This is a genomic window from Actinoplanes sp. NPDC026623 (assembly GCF_040638275.1).
Classification (GTDB): domain Bacteria; phylum Actinomycetota; class Actinomycetes; order Mycobacteriales; family Micromonosporaceae; genus Actinoplanes.
In genome coordinates this window covers 18,636-34,304 of sequence record NZ_JBEZXZ010000087.1, presented here as the reverse complement: position 1 = coordinate 34,304, position 15,669 = coordinate 18,636, and the positions used below count along the sequence as shown (strand labels likewise).

Genomic DNA, 15,669 nt, shown 5'->3' with positions numbered 1-15,669 from the left:
GCGGCCGCCGTCGCGCCGGGGCCGCCGCGCACCAGGCCGGCCCCGATCCGCCACGAGCGGACCGGCCGGGACATCGACCCGTGGACGCCGGTCGTCGTCGGCGTCGGCCAGGTGTCCGAGCGCTGCCTCGAACCGCGGGACGGCGACCCGGTGTCGCTCGCCGTGCGCGCGCTGCGGCTGGCCGCCGAGGACGCCGGCGCGGGGCCGGACCTGCTGGCCGCCGCCGACTCGGTCGGCTACGTCGCCAGCGTGTCCTGGCAGTATCCGGACGGCGCCGCCCTGATCGCCGAGACGGTCGGCGCCCGGCCGTCGCAGACCGTGCAGACCGGCCTGCTCGGCGGGGACGGCTCGCTGCGCCTTGTCAACGACGCGGCCGCCGAGATCGCCGCCGGGCGGGTCTCGGTCGCCCTGCTCGGCGGCGCCGAGGCCGCCGCCACCGCCGAACGCGCCGGCCCCGACCTGGCCTGGCCCGCCCAGCCGGAGGGCACGGCACCGACCCGCACCATCGGCGTCGACGCCGTGCCGAACAACGACGCCGAGACCGCGGCGGGCCTGGTCGCGCCCATCCACCTGTACGCGCTCATCGAGTCCGCGATCCGCGGCCGCCTCGCCCTGTCCCCGCAGGAGCACCGCGCCCGGATCACCGGACTCTGGTCGCGGTTCTCCGAGGTGGCCGCGACCAATCCGTACGCCTGGCTGCCGGGCCGGCGCACCGCCGCCGAACTGGCCGCGACCGACGGCGTCAACCGCCCGATCTGCGCGCCGTACCCGAAGCTGCTCACCGCCCACCTGCAGGTCAACCAGGCCTCCGGCATCATCGTGTGCAGCGCCGAGGCCGCGCAGCGCGCCGGCATCGACCAGGACCGGTGGGTGTTCGCGCACGCCGGCGCCCACGCCACCGAGCAGTGGTTCGTCACCGAACGCGCCGACCTCGCCGCCTCGCCCGCGATCGCCGCCGCCGGGCGGGCCGTGCTCGACCACGCCGGACTGTCCATGGCCGACATCCGCCACATCGACCTGTACGCCTGCTTCCCCTCGGCGGTGCAGGTCGCCGCCGCCGAGCTCGGGCTGCCGATCGACGACCCGGCCCGCCCGCTCACCGTCACCGGCGGGCTCACCTTCGCCGGCGGGCCCGGCAACAACTACGCGAGCCACGCCCTCGCGAACCTGGTGCCGCTGCTGCGCGCCGACCCGGACGGGTACGGCCTGGTCACCGCCGTCGGCTGGTACCTCACCAAGCACGCGATCGGCGTGTTCTCCGCCCGGGCGCCGCGGCGCGGGTACCGCGACATCGACGTCGGCACCGGGCCGGCACGCCCCGCCCGCACGGTCAGCCCGAGGCGCACCGGCACGGCCGTCCTCGAGGCGTACACCGTCACGTACGGCCGCGACGGCGAGCCCGAGGCCGGCATCGTCACCGCGCTCACCCCGGACGGCGAGCGGGTGGTCCGCCGCACCCGGGACCGCGCGCTGATCGACCGGCTGCTCGCCGAGGATCCGCTCGGCCGGCGCATCGACGTCACCGCGGACGGACTCACCGTCGCCGGCAAGCGCGCCCGCCCCCTCGAACAAAGGTGCCGACCATGATCAGAGACACGCTCGAACACCTGCACGCCGTCGGCCGGATGCACCAGCTCGGCATCATCAACCTGCTGCGCCCCGACCGGCTGCTGCGCGCCGCCGTGAACAACGCCCGGCTCGGCCCGCAGGCGGCCCTGATCATGAAGGCCGCCGCCGAGAACCCCGATGCCCCGGCCGTCACCGACGAGCTCGGCACCCTCACCTACCGGCAGCTGGACGAGCAGTCCAACGCGCTCGCACACGCCCTGAGCGGTCTCGGCCTGCCGGACCGCTCGGTCGTCGGGGTGCTGGCCCGCGACCACCGCGGCCTGGTGCTCGCGATCAGCGCCACCGCCCGGGCCCGGCTGCGCCTCGCGCTGATGAACACCGGGCTCGCCAAACAGCAGCTGATCGAGGTGGCCGCCCGGGAGAAGGTCCAGGTGGTGCTCCACGACAGCGAGTTCGCCGACGTCGTCGACGGGCTGCCGGACACCGTCACCCGGTACCTCACCTGGGGCTCCCCCGGCACGTCGATCGACGACCTGATCGCCGCGCACCCCACCACGGCGCTGCCGCTGCCCGAGCGGCCCGGCGGGTTCATCATCCTCACCAGCGGCACCACGGGGCTGCCCAAGGGCGCGCCGCGTACCAAGGTGTCGCCGCTGGCCAGCGCCCTGATCGCGGACCGGATCCCGTTCCCCCGCCGGGGCGCCGCGGTGATCGCGTCGCCGCTGTTCCACAGCACCGGATTCGGCGCCTGGACCGTCGGGCTCTCGCTGGCCAACCACGCCGTGCTGATGCGCCGCTTCGACGCCGAACACATCCTGCGGCTCATCGCCGAGCACCGCGCCGAGATGCTGGTCGCCGTGCCCACCATGCTCACCCGGATCGTGTCGCTCGGACCGGACGTGATCGGCAGGTACGACACCACGTCGCTGCGGACCGTCTTCGTCGCCGGATCGCCGCTGTCACCCGAGCTGACCACCCGCTTCCAGGACATCTTCGGCGACGTCGTGCACAACGTGTACGGCTCCACCGAGGTCGCCGTCGCCTCGGTGGCGAAGCCGGCCGAGTCGCGGCGGGCGCCCGGAACCGTCGGCAGGCCCCCGGTCACCGTCCACGTCGCCCTCTTCGACGCCGGCGACCGGCGCGTCACCGAGCCCGGCGAGATCGGGCGGGTGTTCGTGCGCACCGGCATCCCGTTCGAGGGCTACACCGACGGCCAGCGCAAGCAGGTCATCGACGGCTACCTGGCCACCGGCGACCGCGGCCACTTCGACGCGGAGGGCCTGCTCTTCATCGACGGCCGGGACGACGACATGATCATCTCCGGCGGGGAGAACGTCTACCCGCTCGAGGTGGAGAACCTGTTGGCCGGGCGCGACGACGTGGTCGAGGCGGCCGTCATCGGCGTCGACGACGCCGAGTTCGGCACCCGGCTGCGCGCGTTCGTCGTGCCCACCGGCGAGGCGGCGCGGGACCCGCAGGAGATCAAGGATTTCGTACGCGCGAACCTGGCCCGCTACAAGGTGCCCCGCGACGTCGTCTTCCTCGACGAGTTGCCGCGCAACGCCACCGGCAAGCTGGTACGCCGGCTGCTGCCCGCCGGCCCGCTGCCGCAGGGATAGCACCCGCACCGTCACGCGTCCCGCCGGCGCAGCAGCATCGCGGCCACGGCGAGCAGGGCGATCGACCAGGCGCAGGCGACCGCGAAGCCCTGCCACGGGGTGAGGACCGCGTCCGGGTTGGTGCCGCTGGAGAGCAGCAGCGGACCGGCGCTGCCGCCGGGGGCGAGGGTGCTCGCGTACCGGCCGGCGTCCCCGGGCAGCAGCGAGGCGAGCGAGGGCAGCACCACCACGATCGCCAGCACCGCGGTGATCGCGCCGGCGACGTGCCGGATGATCGCCCCGACGGCCAGCGCCAGCAGCGCCACCGTCGGCAGGTACAGGCCGAGGCCGAGGACCGCGCGCAGCACGCCGGGCTGGTCGAGCGACACGTCGACCCGCCTGCTCACGATGCCGCTGCCGAGCAGGAACGACGCGAACGCGATGACCTCGCCGGCCACGAAGACCACGGCGGCCAGCACGGCCGCCTTGGCGGCCAGCACGGGCGTGCGGGCCGGGACGGCCAGCAGGCTCGCGGAGATGGTGCCGGTCGAGTACTCGCCGGCGACCACCATGACGCCGAGCACGCAGAGCGCGATCTGCCCGTAGTACGCCCCCGGCTGCAGGATCAGCCCGATCGGGTCGCTCAGCAGCCGGGCCTGGTCGGCCGCGTCCATCGAGTCCCACGAGCCGGCGTAGAAGCCGGTGGCGATCGCGGTGAACCCGACCGTCACCACCGCCATGATGACCAGGGACCAGATCGTGGACCGCACCGATCGCAGCTTCGTCCACTCGGCACGCAGCGTCCGGCCGAAGGCCGCCGCGGCGGAGCCGGTGATCTGCATGGTCGTCATGCCCTGCTCCGGTCCGGCGCGGTGCCGCCGTACTCGACGCTTTCCCTTGTCAATTCCATGAAGGCCGCCTCGAGCGAGCCGTGCTGCGGCGACAACTCGTGGAGCACCACCCCCGCCGGCGAGGCAAGCTCGGCGATCCGGTCGGCGTCGAGCCCGGAGACGATGTACGCGCCCTCGGCCTCGCCGCTGATCTCCCCGCCGTCGCCGACGACAAGCTCGGCGAGGCGCCGCCCGTCGCGGGTGCGGACCCGCACCGTCGCGGCGGCGTACCTGCGGATGAACTCGCCGGTCGAGCAGTCCGAGATCAGCCGGCCCCGGCCGATGACGACCAGGTGGTCGGCGGTCACCGCCATCTCGTTCATCAGGTGGCTGGAGACGAGCACCGCCCGGCCCTGCGCGGCCAGGTCCTTGAGCAGGTTCCGGATCCACAGGACGCCCTCGGGGTCCAGCCCGTTCACCGGCTCGTCCAGCAGCAGCACCTGCGGATCGCCGAGCAGCGCCGCCGCGATGCCGACCCGCTGGCCCATGCCGAGCGAGAAGCCGCCGGTACGCCTGTGTGCCACGTCGGCGAGGCCGACCTGGTCGATCACCTGCCGGACCCGGCCCTCGCCGATGCCCTGCGTCTGCGCCAGCCACAGCAGGTGGTGATACGCGCTGCGGCCCTTGTGTACGGCCTTGGCCTCGAGCAGCGCGCCCACCGTGCACAGCGGCCGGCGCAGCTCCCGGTAGGGCCGGCCGCCGATCAGGGCCGTGCCGGCGTTCGCGTGGTCCAGCCCGAGAATGAGCCGCATCGTGGTCGACTTGCCGGCGCCGTTCGGGCCGAGAAAGCCGGTGACCGAGCCGGGCCTCACCGTGAACGACAGATCGTCGACGGCGACCTTCCGGCCGTAACGTTTACGGAGACCGTCGACCTCGATCGACGGCGGAGCTGCGTGGGTCATGTCCACATCGTTCCGATCGCCGATGGCGGCCGCTGCCGTGCCAACCACCGACTTTTCCTGTGGTTAACCCCCGCCGTGGCATGATTCGGGCAAGGTCCGCGGGCTCGGAGGAAGGCACCCCACCCGACCATGAGCGAGACATCCGGCCGCGCCCTCCTGCGGGGCCTGCTGACCGGTCCGCTGCGGGCCGCGAGCCGGGCCGAACTGCTGTACGCGGTGCTCGCCCTCCCGCTCGCCGTGCTCGGCTTCGTGTGGACCCTGTTCTCGCTGGTCGGCGGCGTCGCGCTCGCACTCACCCCGTTCGGCGTGCCCCTGCTGGCCGGCGGTCTGCACGGCGCCCGCGGGCTGGGCGCGGTGCAGCGCCGGCTCGCGACGTCGCTGCTCGGGGTGGCCGTCGACGGGCCCCGGCCGTTCCGCTCGGTGCCCCGCGGCGTGATCGGCTTCCTCGGGACGACCTTCACCGACACCACCTGCTGGCGTGCGGTGCTGTTCGCGCTGCTGCGCCTGCCGTTCACGGCGGCGGCGTTCGCCCTCACCGCGGGCATCTGGGTGTACGGCGCCTACCTGCTGACGTCCCCGCTGTCCTGGGCCGTGGTGCGCGCCGTCCAGGGCGGCCCGGAGTCGCCGACCGCCCGGCTGCCCGGTACCACCGGGACGGCGGGTTCCGTGCTTGTCGTCCTCGCCGGCCTGGCCCTGCTCGTGCTCGCCCCGGTGCTCACCCACGGCGTGCAGTACCCGGACCGGCTGCTGACCCGGCTGCTGCTCGGCCCCGGCAAGGTGGCCCGGCGGGTGCGGGACCTCGAACAGAGCCGCACCCGGGCCGTTGACGACGCCACCGCCATGCTCCGCGGCATCGAGCGGGACCTGCACGACGGCGCCCAGGCCCGGCTCGTCGCGCTGGCGATGAATCTCGGCCTGGTCCGGGTGAAGCTCGCCGGCGACGACCCGGAGGCGCTGGCGAGCGCGCGCCGCCTCGTCGACAGCGCGCACCACGACGCGAAGGCGGCGATCGCCGAGCTGCGCGACCTCAGCCGCGGCATCTACCCGTCCGTGCTCGACGAGGGTCTCGACGTGGCGCTGGAGTCGCTGACCTCCCGCAGCGGCGTCCCGGCGACCCTGCGTACGCAGGGCCTTCCGGAGCGGGCCCCGTCGCCGGCGATCGCGGTCATCGCGTACTTCTGCGTCGCCGAGCTGATCACCAACGCCACCCGGCACAGCAGGGCGCGGAACCTGGCCGTCACGGCGCACCTGCACCCTGACAAACTGCTGTTGCGGGTGACCGACGACGGGATCGGCGGCGCGGAGATCCGCCCCGGCCACGGGCTGGCCGGCCTCACGGACCGGGTCCGGACGGTCGACGGCCGGCTGACCTCGGTCAGCCCGGTGGGCGGGCCGACCGAGGTGGTGGTGGAGCTGCCGCTGCACGCATGACCGGCGAGGGGGTTCAGGGTGCGGATCGCGATCGCCGAGGACGCCGTCGTGCTCCGGGAGGGTCTCGCCTTCCTGCTGCGCGACCGGGGACACGAGGTGGTCGCCGCGACCGCGGACGCCGCGACGCTGATGGAGGCGGTCGGCGAGCACCGGCCCGACCTGGCCATCGTGGACATCCGAATGCCGCCGACCTTCACCGACGAGGGGATCCGCGCGGCGCTTGCGCTGCGCGCGAGCCATCCCGGCACGGGCGTGCTGGTCTTCTCCCAGTACGTGGAGCCGCGCCACGCGGCGCGGCTCTTCACCCCACGGTGCGAACGGATCGGCTACCTGCTCAAGGAGCGGGTGGCCGACGTCGGTGACTTCATGGCGGCGCTCGACCGGATCGCCGGCGGCGGTGTCGTGCTGGATCCGGAGGTCGTCGGCCAGGTGATGGCCGCGGGCCGCAACCGGGACCCGCTCGCCGCACTGACCGCCCGCGAGCGCGAGGTGCTGACCCTGATGGCGCAGGGCCGCACGAATGCGGCGATCGCCAAGGCCCTGGTGCTCACCAACAGCTCCGTGGAGAAGCACGTGACCGGCATCTTCATGAAGCTGGACCTGCCGGCCCACACCGACGACCACCGCCGCGTGCTGGCCGTGCTGCGGTACATCGGCTGGACCGGCCCGGACGCCGCTATTTGATCTTCCGGGTCGATCTGGCCAGGAGGTCCTCGTACTCCGGGTGCCGCTCCAGCCAGCCGGAGACGAACGGGCAGATCGGGACCACGGTCCGGCCCTTGGCCCGGGCGTCGTCCATCGCCGCGCGGGCGAGCGCCGACCCGGCCCCGCTGCCCTCGAAGGCGGGTTCGACCTTGGTATGCGTGTAGCAGACGATGGTCCCGGTCAGCTGATAGGTGAGCACGCCGACGAGCGCACCGGCCTCGTCGCGCCCCTCGAACCGTTCCTTGCCGGGAACGTCGGTCACCGTGAACGTCACACCCACCATCCAATCACGGCTCCCCCGCGGACGACCGCTCCGGGCGATGATGCGGTGGGTCGTCGCCCCCATCCGTACAGGAGGCCAGATGCGCGCCTATCGGGAGCTCCTGGCCGTCCCCGAGAGTCCCTCTTCGTCGGCGGCCCGCTGCTGGTCTCCGCGCTCCTGACGGTCGCCCCGCCCAGCCTCATCGTGGCGCTGGTGGGAGCGGGCACGGCAACCGGAGGCGGACCGGGGCGCCGGGGCCTCAGCTCGCGATCCTCCACCTCGCGTCCGCCGTCCTGCTGGCGCTCGCCGGCCAGGTGAGCCTGCTGATCCTGTTCGCGCTGCTGATCTTCGCCGTCGGCCTGGTCGGCGGGCCGCGCGACACCCTGCACCAGGTGGTCCTCGGCGAGGCGGCGCCGCCGCGGTACCGCACCGAGGCCTTCGCCTGGCTCGGCACGCTGATGTGGGCCGGCTACGCCGGCGGCACCGCGGCCACCGGCAACCTCGTGCAGCACACGGGCGGCGACATCACCGTCGCCTTCGCCGGCGCGGGTTGCGCGGCCGTCGTCGCCGCCGCGCTCTCCCTGCTGGTCCGCACGCCCGCCCCGGAGCCGCCGGCCGCATCGGGCGAGCCGGCAGGGGCGACCCGGGCCTCCTGAATCGAAGCCGCAATCTCGAAGGACCGGCCCCGCGCGTCGCGGGAGAAGCTGAACACGGCACATCCCCACGCGCAGGCCTGAGGAGGACCCATGTCCCTGACCACCCACACGCGGGAAGAACGCTCCGTCAGTACATTGTGGATCGTTGCGGGCAGCGTCGCCGCGGGTCTGCTGATGGCGTTGCTGTGGTCGTTCGAGTTGGTCGATTCCGTGATCGGCGACAACGTGGCGAACACCGCGCTCGGCGGCGACGCGAAACACGACGCCGTCGCCGGCACGGCGGCCGGGCTGGTGTTCGCGTTCGTCTCCGGGTTCGCCGGCACGTTCACGGCCTGCAACATCGCCATGGCGGCGGCGCTCGGCCCGATGAACCAGTTGCAGCTCGCCGACGCCGCCGGCCCGCCCAGGGGCTGGCGTTTCCTGCTGCGCCCGCTAGGGCTGCTGATCTCGGGAATGGTGACGGTGTCGGCCTGCTACGGATTCGCCGGGGTGCTGCTCGGCGACCGCCTGCCGCAGTTGTCGACCGATTCGATCGGCACCGTTCCGGTACGGCTCATCCAGTCGTCAGTCGTCTTCGGCATCATCGGGCTGACCATGATCTACCTGGGCCTGGCCGCCCTCGGCGCGCTGCCCGACGTGTTCCGGTACCACCCCGCGGCGCGGGTCGTGACGCTGGGCGCCCTGATCGGCGGGTTCCTGATCGGGCGCCCGTATCCCCTGTTCAAGAAGTTGTTCCAGTGGGCCGTGGACGAAGGCAACCCGATCTACGGCGCGCTGGCCTTCGTGCTGCAGTCGCTCGGCAACGTCCTGGTGGTCTCGGTGCTGTTCGTCGCGCTGCTCCTGGTCACCCGCGGCCGTTTCATCGGCTGGCTGGCCCGCAGCCCGCGGGCGACGGCGATCGTCACCGGCGGGCTGCTGCTCGCGCTGGGCACCTTCACGGTCGTCTACTGGGACCTGCGGGTGCCGTCGAACTTCTCCGGCGGCTGGTTCCCCGTCATGCCCTACAACCACTGACGACCGGCTCCCCGGTCAGGTGTGCCTGCCGTCGGGGAACCGGTCGGCGACGATCCGGACGACGATGCCGTGGTCGAGGTACGCCTTGAACGCGGCGAGCGCCTGGGTGAATCCGCCCATCGATCCCAGCGCCCACGCCACGACGTCGTCGCCGGTCTCGCCGCCGAAGCCGCTCTCCGTGATCTCGACATACGTCGCGTCCTCGCCCTTGGGCGTGAACGTGACGGTGAACGTCGTCGAGGCGGGGCGCTCGCCCCACTCGATGACGAGCCGGGCGTTCTTGTCGAACTCGTGCACCCGCACCGGCGTGGAAACGTTGTAGAACGACCACGTCCACCGCACCTCGGCGCCCGGCTCGAGCGGGCCCGTGCTGTCGGTGAACCAGAACTTCGTGGTGATCCCGGGATTGACGAAGGCCTCGAAAACCTCGTCCACCGGCTTGCGCATGAGCATTCCGGTCTGGACGACGGGCGCCTTCTCCAGCTTCATTGCGTCTGGCGACATTGCCACCATCTCCACCGTCGGAGGGACAAATCGACGATCCGACCGTACCACGATGGACGGACGAGCCGCCCGGCCCGCAGGAGCCGCGGACGTCAGGAATCCCCGCCGGTGGCGTCGGGCACCAGGACCAGGTCGACCGCGGCGCGGCGCGGCGCGTCCGGGGTCGCCTCGGTGAATTCCACGATGAGATCCTCGTTGACCGCGAAGACGGCATCGCTGTCCAGGTAGGGGCTGCCGGCCACGAACAGGTGGGTGGTAAGCGCCTCATGACCGGGAGCGCGGCAGATGACGTGGATGTGTGCCGGCCGGTAGGCGTGCCGGCGGCTCGCCGCGAGCAGCCTTCCCACCGGCCCGTCGGTTGGCACCGGATACTCGCTGGGCACCACCGTCCGGAACCAGAACGACCCGTCCTCATCCGTACGGAAGAGACCGCGCCCGTTCCCCTCGGGTTGCCGGCCGGGCTGCTGGACGTCGTAGTAGCCGTTGTCGTCGCTCTGCCAGACGTCGACCACCGCGTTCGCGAGCGGCGTGCCGTCGACGCTCGACACCCGGCCCCGGACCTCCGCGAGATCGGCCCGGCCCGTCTCGTCGATGGAGTCGCCCAGCGCGCGGGGCGGCGACGCCCTCACGTGGAACGGGCCCAGCACGGTCCCCGGCGTGCCCCCGGCGTGCCCGTTGACCTCCTCGACCAGCGACGAGATGCCCAGCACGTCGGAGAGCAGAATGAACTCCTGCCGCTTGTCGTCGCTGCGCTGCCCGACCTCGGTGAGAAACGCGACGAGCGCCTCCCACTCCGCCAGGGTCGGGCGAAGCTGCCGCACGATCTGGTGCAGCCCGCCGGTCAGCCCGGTGAGCAGTTCACGCAGCCGCGGATCGAGGGTACCCGCGAAGCTGGCGACCGCCTGCTCCGTGATGCCCCGGCGCTGAGCCTTCATCGCGTCACCTCTCGCCTCACCCGGCAGCGTCGGGCCCGGCCCCGCGATACGGCCCTCGATCCGGTGCTCACTCACCACCGCAGCAAACTCCCCGTTTGATGTGGCGGGCAACTCCGGGTCGTGGGCTCGGAGTCTGGTTTATAAGTCTTTGTCCGCTTTCCGGCCGCGGCTGGAACCTTTACAGCCCCGCGAGACCTACCGATAAGGTAGGCATGCAGAGCCAGTACCTGCGACCGAAGCGGCGTCGCCTGTCCAGCATCGTTCTCGTCGTCGTGGTCGCGTTCACCGGCACCATCGCGTCCGGTGTCGCCACCCGCCAGGCGTACGTCGCCGAGCAGCGCTACGCGGCCCAGCTCATGGACCGGTACGCCGGCGACCTCAGCCGGACCATCAACACCGAGATCCAGCGCTACGGCGACACCCTCTCCGACGTGGCGATCGCCCTGGAGGCGCAGAGCGAGCTCACCGCCGCCGACTTCGCCCGGATCGCCGACAAGGTCGGCAACCGGCGGCGCCTGCCCGGCGCCACCTCCCTCGAGCTGGTGGCGGGCGCTCACGACGGCGGCGTCGCCGCCCTGCAGGGCCACTGGCGCCGGCAGGGCGCGAGTGACCTCAAGCTGAAGCCGGTCGGGAACGGCGAGCACGCGTTCACGATCCTCACCTCTTCCTTCGACGGCGTGCCAGTGCCGGCCGGCCGGGACCTGGCCGCCGCGCCCGAGGCCGCCGAGGTCCTCCGGGACTCGCAATACACCGGCGCCCTGGCGGTCAGCCGGGCGTACGTGCTGCTCAAGGACCGTGACCTGCCGGAGGTCAGGCAGCAGCTCTCGTTCCGGTTCGCGGTGCCCGTGTATCGCATCGGCGGCGCGCTCAGCGGCTGGCTCACCATGGGCGTGCACGGCGGTGAGCTGCTGACCGAGTCGCTGCAGGCACAGGCGCACGGCGCCGTGACCGCCACTCTCGGCGACCCGGAGGATGCCCTCGCGCAGAAGATCGCCGACTTCTCCGGCGTCACGGCGCGGGACTACCCCCGGGCGCTGGACCGGGTCGCGCACATCGCCGCCGGCCCGCGCGCCTGGACCCTTGAGGTGCGCCCCACCGACCAACTGCTGCACGAGACCGACCGCGGCGTCGTCCGCACCAGGTTCGCGGTGACGATGACGATCACCCTGCTGCTCACCGTGCTCACCGGCCTGCTCGCGAACGCCCGCAACCGGGCGATGGGCAAGGTCGACGCCGCGGCCGCCGCGCTGCGCGGCGACATCAGGCTCCGCCGGCAGGTCGAGACGCGGCTGCGCGAGCGCGAGCTGGAACTCGAGCAGATGGCCCTGCACGACCCGCTCACCGGCCTGGCCAACCGCGCCGGGCTGGACGCCCACCTCGCCGACCTGGTCGGCCGGCGGCCGGACGTCGCGCTGCTGCTCATCGACCTGGACGACTTCAAGCTGGTCAACGACGCACACGGGTACGCGGCCGGCGACGCGATGCTGGGCGAGTTCGCGCGGATCCTGTCCGCCGGCATCCGGCCTGGCGACGTGGCGGCCCGCATCGGCGGCGACGAGTTCGTCGTGCTGATCACCGACGTGCCCGACGAGGCGAGCGCGCTCGCCATCGCGCGGCGGATCCTGGCCGAGGCGGCCGCGACGCCGGTGCGCCTGGGCGACGACGCCGTCACCGTGCGGGCCAGCATCGGCGTGGCCACCGGCCGGGACGGCGACACCCCGAAGGAGCTGCTGCGCCGCGCCGACGTCGCCATGTACCAGGCCAAGCGGCTGGGCACCCACGGCGCCAAGGGATACGACCCGACCACGACCGACCAGCGCGCGGCGGACGCCCAGCTCGCCGAGGACCTGGCGGGCGCGCTCGGGCGCGACGAACTGCACGTGCTCTACCAGCCGCTGGTGGACCTGACGGACGGCCGCGCGCTCGGTGTCGAGGCGCTGGTCCGCTGGCAGCACCCGCGGCTGGGCCTGGTGTCGCCGGTCCATTTCATCCCGGTCGCCGAGCGCACCGGCGTGATCACCGAGATCGGCCTGTTCGTGCTGGAGACGGCGTGCCGCCAGGTCACGCAGTGGGACGACCTGTACGCCAGCGTCAACCTGTCACCGCGGCAGCTGCAGGAGCCGACGCTCGTACAGGATGTGCTCGGGGTGCTGGCCCGCACGGGCCTCGCGCCGCACCGGCTGGTCCTGGAGATCACCGAGTCGGCGCTGGTGTACGAGAGCGCCGGCATCGCCATGCTGAACGAGCTCCGCGAGCACGGCATCCGGGTGGCCATCGACGACTTCGGCACCGGCTACTCGTCGCTGCACTACCTGACCCGGCTCCCGGTGGACATCCTCAAGATCGACCGCAGCTTCGTGGCGGAGCTGAACGGCACGCCCGAGGGCGCGGCCATCGCCGACGCGATCCTGCAGCTCAGCCACGTGCTGCACCTGACGACCATCGCCGAGGGCATCGAGACGCAGGGGCAGGCGACGGAACTGCAGCTGCTGGGCTGCAACATCGGCCAGGGCTACCTGTTCGCCAAGCCGCTGCCGGCGCCGCAGCTGCTCGAGCTGCTGGCCGGCCCCGCGCCGCGGCTCGCCCTCGCGCTGCCGCCTCACGTTCCTCAGCGGCCGGCGGCGAGGCAGTCACACCGCCGGCCCGCCATCTCACGGGGCCACGGCATCGCCGGCGTCGTCGCCCTTCCCCGCCCGGGCCGGCGGCCGGCCAAGACCCCGTATCTTCGACGGGCGACGCCCCGCGGCGGCGGCCTCAAAACCTCCTGACCGGCTGAACCGCCCGGGGCCGTGCGGCGGCGGGCGGGCCGGCACCCACCCGCTCGGTCTCCGCGATGACGTCCCACAGAATGCGCGGGGCGTCGGCGCCCTGCACGGTCGAGACCGTCTTTCGCGGGCCGTGCAGGTAGGAGACGGTGACGACGTAGGAATACCTGTCGCAGCAGGGGTTCGCCGGCTGGTACGAGCCGCGCAGCCGGAGGAATTTGCGGCTTCCGGCCAGCCGCAGCGCCTGGTGGCCGCCGGCGGTCGAGCGGTCGACCACGAACGTGTCGTGACCGCCGATGAAACCGCCCGCCCGTTCGAGGGCGATCCTGACCGCCGGGCCGGCCGGGACGGTGGCCGCCGAGGCCGGCGCGGCCGGTGCGGAAGCCGCGATCGCGGAGACCACGGCGAGAGCCGCGATGATGGTGCGTTTCATGGTGCTCCCCCGTTCGGCGTCGTCGTCGACGCCTCCACCTTCGAGAACATCACGAGGGGCACCGCCGATACGGGCTTTCCGCGAATGACGAGCGGGGCGCCCGAGCCGAACGGCCCGGGCGCACCGCCGAGGCCCGTCAGGCCCCGACGCCGATCCAGCTGGACCAGCCGCTGTCGCGCTTCAGGGTGCTGCCGTCGTACACGAGCACGGCGAACTTGACCTGGTCGCCCCTGTCGTAGTCGGCATAGCAGGCGACCGTCAAGCCGTAGGTTGCCTTGCACCAGCCGGCCTGCGCTTGAGGGCCATCACGCCCAGGTGCCGACGCCCATGGAGTTCCGGCAGCCGCCCTCGCGGTAGAGCGCGCCGTTGCGCCTGTTCTGCCAGCTCGCGACGGCCGAGGCGTGGTCCTCCGAGGTATCCTTGACCCACCACCTGTCGCCGTCGTGCTGGTAGCAGATCTTCGCGCCGGTGATGGCGGCGCAGGGCAGGCCGTCCGGCACGCTGCCCGCGACCGCGTAGTCCCATTCAAAACCCGCCGCCATGGCGGGGTTGGGCAGCGCCAATGCGGCGACCACCCCGATCATCGCCGCCAGCGCGGAGCGTTCTTTGCGCACAAATCCTCCTTGGTAAAACGGCCGCGGCATGGGTCAGCCGATGTCGGTCAGCGGCACCGCGAACACCGCGCGCCGGTCGATGAAGGCGCCGGTCTCGTCGTCGTAGGCGTGTTCGGTCACGGACCAGAGCTTCCCGGCGGTGATCCCGGCACCGTGCTCGTGATAGAGGTCCTCGCCGCCGATGGCCCAGCTCTTCGCGGGCGCCGTCCCGTTCGGAAGGCCGGAGTACATGAAGCTGTGCTTGTACGCCGAGCTTCGCCCGAGGTAGTAGCGGTCCTTCCAGGTCTGCACGCCCTGCACGTTGCTCTTCGGCACGGTCACCGCGTCCCGGGGCACCGCCCTGCCGGAGGCGAGCACGAGCTTGCGGGTGTCGGCCGCCACCGGATAGCGCACGACGCGCCCCCCGTCGATCGACGCGTCCGTGCTGCGTCCGTCGCGGTACTCGCCGGCAACAAGCGTGTCCGGGGTGGTGCTGCGGTCCAGGGAGAGCGACGAGAAGCACATCGCGTTCTTCTGCGGCACGCACGGCGACTCCGAGATCACCGTGGCCTGCTTGTACGTGGCCACCTGCGGCACCACGTACTGGTACGTGTAGGCGTAGTAGGCGCCGCCCTGCCGGCCGATGGCGTCCTCGCCCGCGTCGACCTCGAGGACGCGGTCCATGTCGAACACCCGCATCCCGCTGCTGGTGTCCGCGACGTACAGGTAGTGCCCGAGCCAGGCGAGGCCGCCCGCGTGGATCGGCACCGCGGTGAAGTTCGGCGTCGCCGTCCGGGTCGGCTGGACCAGCAGCACGTGCCGGTACCTGCCCGTCGCCCGGTCCACCAGCGAGATCCGCACGCCCTTGTCCATCGACGTGCCGGCCTTGGTCTTGTCGTAGTGCCAGCTCACGGCGATGAACCGCTTGTCGCCCCAGAGCCCGTCGTCGTCGGCGTCGGACGACCCGGTCAGCCCCTGCGGCACCCAGTACGCGACCTTGCTGTCGCCGGGATCCCAGCAGAACGAGTCGCTGCTGGTCAGGATCTGGCCGGCGGGAAGCGGGTAGTCGGTCCGGTCGTAGTACTCCGGAAGCGCGCCGCGCTGGGCGGTGTTGCACTGCGTCGTCGACCGGTTCGCCGCGTCCAGCACGGCGGTCACCGACCGCCGGGTGCCGAGCTCGGCCTGCAGCGCCTCCGCATAGGACTCCAGGCCCCAGTCGGGGGTCAGCGCGAACGCGGCGCCGTCGCGGCCGTGGATCAGGTCGTCGGCAGCCGCCGCCACCGGCGGGTGCGCCACCGCGGCGACGGCTGTCGCGGTCAGCACAGCCGCCAACCCCGCGGCCCACCGTCTACGTCTAGTCATTTGCCAGGGCTCCCTCGGTGATACATCAATCGACGAGGAAAGATGTACCG

General features: G+C 72.6%; 15 protein-coding genes and 1 pseudogene. 7 read left to right on the top strand and 9 right to left on the bottom strand.

The genetic code is table 11. From position 1 onward, the window contains the following. Together AB0F10_RS24410 and AB0F10_RS24405 are read left to right on the top strand one after the other, a co-directional pair. A pseudogene (locus AB0F10_RS24410) lies at positions 1-1,587 on the top strand (enoyl-CoA hydratase); the annotation flags it as partial. After that, a complete protein-coding gene (locus tag AB0F10_RS24405; RefSeq protein WP_360629235.1) occupies positions 1,584-3,188 on the top strand; it encodes an acyl-CoA synthetase in 1,605 nt (534 codons plus the stop codon). The pseudogene AB0F10_RS24410 and the gene AB0F10_RS24405, both read left to right, overlap by 4 nt. A gap of 11 nt (positions 3,189-3,199) precedes the next feature. Here the strand turns inward: AB0F10_RS24405 and AB0F10_RS24400 are convergent, their stop codons facing one another. Both AB0F10_RS24400 and AB0F10_RS24395 read right to left on the bottom strand, forming a co-directional pair. Next, complete coding sequence (locus AB0F10_RS24400; RefSeq protein ID WP_360629232.1) at positions 3,200-4,018, bottom strand: ABC transporter permease; 819 nt, start codon at positions 4,016-4,018, stop codon at positions 3,200-3,202. Continuing rightward, positions 4,015-4,959: an ATP-binding cassette domain-containing protein gene (locus AB0F10_RS24395; RefSeq protein ID WP_360629229.1), complete on the bottom strand. Its 945-nt coding sequence runs from the start codon at positions 4,957-4,959 to the stop codon at positions 4,015-4,017. The genes AB0F10_RS24400 and AB0F10_RS24395 overlap by 4 nt, the downstream gene beginning before the upstream one ends. Before the next feature lie 129 nt (positions 4,960-5,088). Here AB0F10_RS24395 and AB0F10_RS24390 point away from each other — a divergent pair, with 129 nt between their 5' ends. Then, positions 5,089-6,390, top strand: a complete 1,302-nt coding sequence (locus AB0F10_RS24390) for a sensor domain-containing protein (RefSeq protein ID WP_360629226.1) — start codon at positions 5,089-5,091, stop codon at positions 6,388-6,390. Between the two features lie 18 nt (positions 6,391-6,408). Beyond that, positions 6,409-7,074: a response regulator transcription factor gene (locus tag AB0F10_RS24385; protein WP_360629223.1), complete on the top strand. Its 666-nt coding sequence runs from the start codon at positions 6,409-6,411 to the stop codon at positions 7,072-7,074. Here AB0F10_RS24385 and AB0F10_RS24380 read toward each other — a convergent pair. After that, entirely contained in the window at positions 7,067-7,378 is a 312-nt protein-coding gene (locus AB0F10_RS24380) for a GNAT family N-acetyltransferase (protein ID WP_360629220.1), read from the bottom strand. The two genes, AB0F10_RS24385 and AB0F10_RS24380, sit on opposite strands and share 8 nt — an antisense overlap. Before the next feature lie 89 nt (positions 7,379-7,467). Here AB0F10_RS24380 and AB0F10_RS24375 point away from each other — a divergent pair, with 89 nt between their 5' ends. Together AB0F10_RS24375 and AB0F10_RS24370 are read left to right on the top strand one after the other, a co-directional pair. After that, positions 7,468-8,013 (top strand): MFS transporter, encoded by a 546-nt coding sequence (locus tag AB0F10_RS24375; protein WP_360629238.1) that lies wholly within the window; start codon positions 7,468-7,470, stop codon positions 8,011-8,013. A gap of 90 nt (positions 8,014-8,103) precedes the next feature. Continuing rightward, positions 8,104-9,027, top strand: coding sequence for a hypothetical protein (locus tag AB0F10_RS24370; RefSeq protein WP_360629217.1), 924 nt, complete (start codon positions 8,104-8,106; stop codon positions 9,025-9,027). Between the two features lie 15 nt (positions 9,028-9,042). Here AB0F10_RS24370 and AB0F10_RS24365 read toward each other — a convergent pair whose 3' ends face one another. Both AB0F10_RS24365 and AB0F10_RS24360 read right to left on the bottom strand, forming a co-directional pair. Then, positions 9,043-9,531 (bottom strand): SRPBCC family protein, encoded by a 489-nt coding sequence (locus AB0F10_RS24365; protein ID WP_360629213.1) that lies wholly within the window; start codon positions 9,529-9,531, stop codon positions 9,043-9,045. A gap of 92 nt (positions 9,532-9,623) precedes the next feature. Then, positions 9,624-10,466: a dioxygenase gene (locus AB0F10_RS24360; protein ID WP_360629210.1), complete on the bottom strand. Its 843-nt coding sequence runs from the start codon at positions 10,464-10,466 to the stop codon at positions 9,624-9,626. A 212-nt stretch (positions 10,467-10,678) separates the two neighbouring features. Between AB0F10_RS24360 and AB0F10_RS24355 the strand changes: the two genes are divergently transcribed. After that, a complete protein-coding gene (locus AB0F10_RS24355) occupies positions 10,679-13,234 on the top strand; it encodes a bifunctional diguanylate cyclase/phosphodiesterase (RefSeq protein ID WP_360629207.1) in 2,556 nt (851 codons plus the stop codon). Here the strand turns inward: AB0F10_RS24355 and AB0F10_RS24350 are convergent. The 4 genes from AB0F10_RS24350 to AB0F10_RS24335 form a co-directional block, all read right to left on the bottom strand. Continuing rightward, positions 13,221-13,664 (bottom strand): hypothetical protein, encoded by a 444-nt coding sequence (locus AB0F10_RS24350; protein WP_360629204.1) that lies wholly within the window; start codon positions 13,662-13,664, stop codon positions 13,221-13,223. The two genes, AB0F10_RS24355 and AB0F10_RS24350, sit on opposite strands and share 14 nt — an antisense overlap. Before the next feature lie 136 nt (positions 13,665-13,800). Beyond that, positions 13,801-13,926, bottom strand: a complete 126-nt coding sequence (locus tag AB0F10_RS24345) for a hypothetical protein (RefSeq protein ID WP_360629201.1) — start codon at positions 13,924-13,926, stop codon at positions 13,801-13,803. A 43-nt stretch (positions 13,927-13,969) separates the two neighbouring features. Then, on the bottom strand, positions 13,970-14,278 hold the full coding sequence (locus AB0F10_RS24340) for a hypothetical protein (RefSeq protein ID WP_360629198.1): 309 nt from the start codon (positions 14,276-14,278) through the stop codon (positions 13,970-13,972). 33 nt (positions 14,279-14,311) lie between these two features. Further along, the gene (locus AB0F10_RS24335; RefSeq protein ID WP_360629195.1) at positions 14,312-15,619 is read right to left on the bottom strand and encodes a hypothetical protein; all 1,308 of its coding nucleotides are present in this window, start codon (positions 15,617-15,619) and stop codon (positions 14,312-14,314) included. Positions 15,620-15,669: the final 50 nt, after the last annotated feature.